At 73.8% G+C, this 5287-nt stretch carries 1 protein-coding gene; it reads right to left on the reverse strand.

Features of this window, described 5'->3' with window-relative positions; translation table 11 throughout:
• On the reverse strand, nucleotides 1–5196 hold a 5196-nt coding region (locus AC07GB_RS15110; RefSeq protein WP_478845380.1), incomplete at its 3' end, for a beta-ketoacyl synthase N-terminal-like domain-containing protein.
• Nucleotides 5197–5287: the final 91 nt, after the last annotated feature.

Genomic DNA, 5287 nt, shown 5'->3' on the forward strand with positions numbered 1-5287 from the left:
CTGGCTCAGATACCGGAACGCCTCCGGCGCCCGGCGCACGTCCCACGCCTTCACCGGCAGCGGCTCCAGCACACCCCGCTCGAACAGGGACAGGACCTCGGCCAGCATCTCCTGGATGCGCTCGGGCGACATCTCGGCGAGGTCGAAGCTCTGGTACGCCACGCCGGGGTGGGCGGCGGCCACGGCCTCGGGGTCGCGGAGGTCGGTCTTGCCCATCTCCACGAAACGCCCGCCGCGCGGCAGGAGCCGCAGCGAGGCGTCCACGAACTCCCTGGCCAGGGAGTTGAGAACCACGTCCACGCCCTGGCCGTCGCTGGCCGCGAGCACGGCCGCCTCGAAGTCCAGGGTCCGCGAGGAGGCGATGCGGCTCTCCTCGATGCCGAGGCCCCGCAGGACGTCCCACTTCCCGGCGCTCGCGGTGCCGTACACCTCGGCACCGAAGTGCCGGGCCAGCTGCACCGCGGCCATGCCCACACCACCGGCGGCCGCGTGCACGAGGACCGACTCGCCCGCTTCCAGTCCTGCCAGGTCCTTCAGCGCGTAGTACGCCGTCAGGAACACCGTCGGGATCGACGCGGCCTGTGCGAAGGACCAGCCCTCGGGGATCCGCGCCACCATGCGCCGGTCGGCCACGGCGAGCGGGCCGAAGCCCCCGTCGATGAGGCCCAGGACGCGGTCGCCGACGGACAGGCCGCTCACTTCGGAGCCCACCTCGACGACGACGCCGGCGCCTTCGGTGCCCATGACCGCGTCGCCCGGGTACATGCCCAACGCGATCAGCGCGTCTCGGAAGTTGACGCCCGCCGCCCGCACCTCGACGCGCACCTCACCGGCGCCCAGCGGCCGCCCCGCCCACTCCGGGGCGTCCTCGGCGACGGGCAGCAGGGCGAGGTTCTCCAGCGTGCCCCGGTCCGTCACGCCCAGCTGCCAGGACTCCCCCGCCGGGACGGTGAGGGTCGCTCCGCTCGCGGCGGCCCGCGCCAAGCGCGGCGCCCACACCACGTCCCCGCGCACGGCGACCTGCGGCTCGTCGAGTTCCAGGGCGCCCGGCAGCAGGGCGAGGGAGTCCTCCGCGCCGTCGACGTCGGCCAGGACCAGGCGGCCCGGGTTCTCCGACTGCGCGGACCGCAGCAGACCCCACACCGGGGCGTCCACCAGACCCGCCGCCGACACCACGTCACCCGCGCCCACACCCACGGCACCGGACGTCACCACGACCAGCCGGGACTCCTCACCGCCCTCGAAGGCCAGCCACTCCCCCACCACCGTCAGGGCGTGGTTCAAGGAGGCGCGCACCGAAGCGGCCGTACCGCCGTCGCTCTCCCCGCTCACGCAGGCCACGAAGACGGCCTCCGGGACGGGAGCCCCGCCACCGATCGCCTCAGCGAGCGCCGCCACGTCCGTGTACGCCGCCACCTGGGCACCGGCGCCCTCCAGAGCACCCCGCAGACCCAACTCGTCATCGCCCAGCACCGCGTACGCGGCCCCGGCCGGCACGGCGGGAGCGGACACCACGCTCCAGTCCACCCGGAACAGCGCGTCGTCGTCCGTGCCGGTCGCGGCGTCCAGTTCCTCCGCCGCGAGGGCGCGCAGGACGAGGGACTCCACGGCGGCGACGGGCTTGCCGGTCTCGTCCGCGGCGAGCAGCGTGACCGCTCCGGACTCGGCGGGCGTCAGGCGGACCCGCAGCGTCGCGGCGCCGCTCGCGTACAGGCGGACGCCGGTCCAGGAGAACGGAAGGCGCGCTCCTGCCCCGCCCGCGCCGACCGCGCTGAAGGCGAGGCCGTGCAGGCTCGCGTCGAGGAGCGCCGGGTGCAGGCCGTATCCACCGGCCTCGTCCCGCTCGGCCTCGGGAAGCGTGACCTCCGCGAAGATCTCGTCGCCGCGCCGCCAGGCGGCTCGTACGCCCTGGAAGGCCGGGCCGTAGCCGAGGCCCGCGGTGGCGAAGCCCTGGTAGAGGTCGCCGGTGTCCACGGCGGTGGCGCCGGCCGGCGGCCACTGCGCGAGGTCGGCGTCCTGCCACGCGGCGGGGTCGGACGCGTCGACGGCGAGGACGCCCGCCGCGTGCCGGATCCACGGCTCGTCCGGTACGTCGTTCTGGCGCCGCGAGTGCAGCGTGAAGGTGCGGCGCCCGGACTCGTCCGGCTCCTCCACCCACAGCTGGAGCTGTACGCCGCCGTCCTCGGGCAGCACCAGCGGGGCTTCCAGGATCAGCTCTTCGAGCAGGTCGCAGCCGACCTCGTCACCGGCTCGCACGGCCAGCTCGACGAAGGCCGTGCCGGGCAGCAGCGTCCGCTCGGCGACGACGTGGTCACCGAGCCAGGGGTGCGCGTCGACCGACAGGAGGCTCGTGAACAGGCGTGCCTCGCTGCCCGCGACCTCCACGGCCGCGCCGAGCAGCGGGTGGTCGGCGGCGGCGAGCCCGGCCGAGGTCACGTCGCCGGTGAGGGCCGGGGCGTGCAGCCAGTAGCTCTGCCGCTGGAAGGCGTAGGTGGGCAGGGCGACGCGGCGCCGGGACTCGACGGGCGCGTACAGCGGCGCCCAGTCGACGTTCACTCCGCGTACGTGCAGCTGCGCGAGCGCCGTGAGGAAGGCGTCGGCCTCGGGCCGGTCCTTGCGCGTGGCCGCGACGAGGCCGGACTGGCTCTCGGGCTCGGTGAGCGTGTCGTGCGCCATCGCGGTGAGCACGGCGTCCGGGCCGAGTTCGAGGAGGGTGCCGACGCCGAACCCGGTGAGGGCGTTCAGGCCGTCGTGGAAGCGGACGGCTTCCCGGATGTGGCGGACCCAGTACTCCGGGTCCTTCAACTCGGTGGCGTCCGCCACCTCACCGGTGAGGTTGGAGACGACGGGCAGTACCGGGTCCTGGTACGTCAGCTTGGCCGCGACCTGGCGGAACTCGTCCAAGGCCGGGTCCATCAACGGCGAGTGGAAGGCGTGGCTGACCTTCAGCCACTTCACCTTCCGGCCCTGCTCGCGAAGCGTGTGCTCCAGGCCTTCGAGGGCGGCGCGGTCGCCGGAGAGCACGAGCTGCGCCGGGCCGTTCACCGCCGCCACGCCCACGCGGTCCGACACGTCCGCCAGCAGCGGCGCGACCTCGGCCTCCGTGGCCTGCACGGCCAGCATCGCCCCGCCCTCGGGCAGGGCCTGCATCAAACGCCCGCGCGCAGCCACCAGTCGGGCCGCGTCCTCCAGAGACCACAGCCCGGCCACGTACGCGGCAGCCAGCTCACCGATCGAGTGACCGCCCACGACCTCGGGGCGCACCCCGAAGGACTCCGCGAGGCGATAGAGGGCGACTTCCATCGCGAACAGAGCGGGCTGCGCGTAGCCCGTCTGCTCTAGGAGGTCGGCGTCCGTACCGAACATCACGCTCTGGAGCGAACGTTCTATCCACGGATCCAGATGAGAGCACACCTCGTCCAGCGCGGCAGCGAAGACCGGGAACGTCTCGTACAGCTCGCGGCCCATGCCGATGCGCTGGCTGCCCTGCCCGGTGAAGACGACGCCGAGGCGGCCCTCGGCCACCGCGCCCGACACGGCGGCCGGGCCGCCGGTGGCCAGTGACTCCAGGCCGGTCAGGAACTCGTCCCGGGTGCGGCCGATGACGACCGCCCGGTGCTCGTGCAGGGCACGGCTGGACAGGAGCGACCAGCCCACGTCCACGGCGTCCAGGCCGGTGTCGCCCGCGACGTGCTCGCGCAGCCGCTCGGCCTGCGCCCGCAGGGCCTCCGCACTGCGGGCGGAGACGAGCCACGGCACGGCGGTGACCGGAGCGACCGGCTCCGCGACCTCGGCGGGCTCCTCGACCGGGGCCTGCTCCACGATGACGTGGGCGTTCGTGCCGCTCACACCGAAGGAGGAGACGCCCGCGCGGCGGGGCACGCCGTCCTCGCGCTCGTCCCACGGGCGCGCCTCGGTCAGCAGTTCCACCGCGCCCGCGGACCAGTCGACGTGCGTGCTCGGCCGGTCCACGTGCAGGGACTGCGGGAGGACCCCCTCGCGCATCGCCATGACCATCTTCATGACACCGGCGACACCGGCGGCGGCCTGCGTGTGCCCGATGTTCGACTTGATGGAGCCCAGCCACAGCGGCCGGTCGTCGGGGCGGTCCTGGCCGTAGGTGGCGAGGAGGGCCTGGGCCTCGATGGGGTCGCCCAGGGTGGTGCCCGTGCCGTGGCCCTCCACGGCGTCGATCTCTTCGGGGGCCAGGTGGGCGTTGGCGAGGGCCTGGAGGATGACGCGCTGCTGGGACGGGCCGTTGGGCGCGGTCAGGCCGTTGCTGGCGCCGTCCTGGTTGACGGCGGAGCCGCGTACGACCGCGAGGACCTCGTGGCCGTTGCGGCGCGCGTCCGACAGGCGCTCCAGGAGCAGCAGGCCCGCTCCCTCGCCCCAGCCGGTGCCGTCGGCGGCCTCGGCGTACGGCTTGCAGCGGCCGTCGAGGGCGAGGCCGCGCTGCTTGCTGAAGTCGACGAAGGTGCCCGGCGTGAACATCACGGTCACGCCGCCCGCGAGCGCGAGGGAGCACTCGCCCTGGCGCAGCGCCTGGACGGCGAGGTGCAGGGCCACCAGGGAGGAGGAGCACGCCGTGTCGATGGTGACGGCGGGGCCCTCCAGGCCGAAGGTGTAGGCGACGCGGCCGGAGACGATGCTGCTGGACGCGCCGGTGCCGAGGTAGCCCTCGACGTCCTCGGGCACGGAGTGCAGGCGCGAGGCGTAGTCGTGGTACATGACGCCCGCGAAGACGCCGGTGCGGCTGCCGCGCAGCGAGGCAGGGTCGATGCCCGCGCGCTCGAACACCTCCCAGGAGGTCTCCAGGAGCAGCCGCTGCTGCGGGTCGGTGGCCAGCGCCTCGCGCGGCGATATCCCGAAGAACGAGGCGTCGAATTCGTCGGCCTCGTGCAGGAAGCCGCCCTCGCGGGCGTAGGACGTACCGGAGTTGTCGGGGTCCGGGTCGTAGAGCGCGTCGGCGTCCCAGCCGCGGTTGGTGGGGAACGGCGTCAGGGCGTCGGTGCCCTGCGCGACGAGCCGCCACAGCTCCTCGGGGGTGCGGACGCCGCCGGGGTAGCGGCAGCTCATCGCGACGATCGCGATGGGCTCCTGGTCCCGCTCCTCGACCTCGCGCAGACGGCGACGAGCTTGGCGCAAGTCGGATGTCGTCCGCTTGAGGTAATCCCGAAGCTTCTCCTCGTTCGACATCTCTGGTCCGCTCCTCGTGGTGTTGATAAAGGCCGCGCTGGTCGCGCTGTTCGTACGGTTCACTTCGGGTCTTTCGAATGCCGCGGGCACG

The sequence above is a fragment of the Streptomyces sp. NPDC045778 genome, from assembly GCF_056431945.1.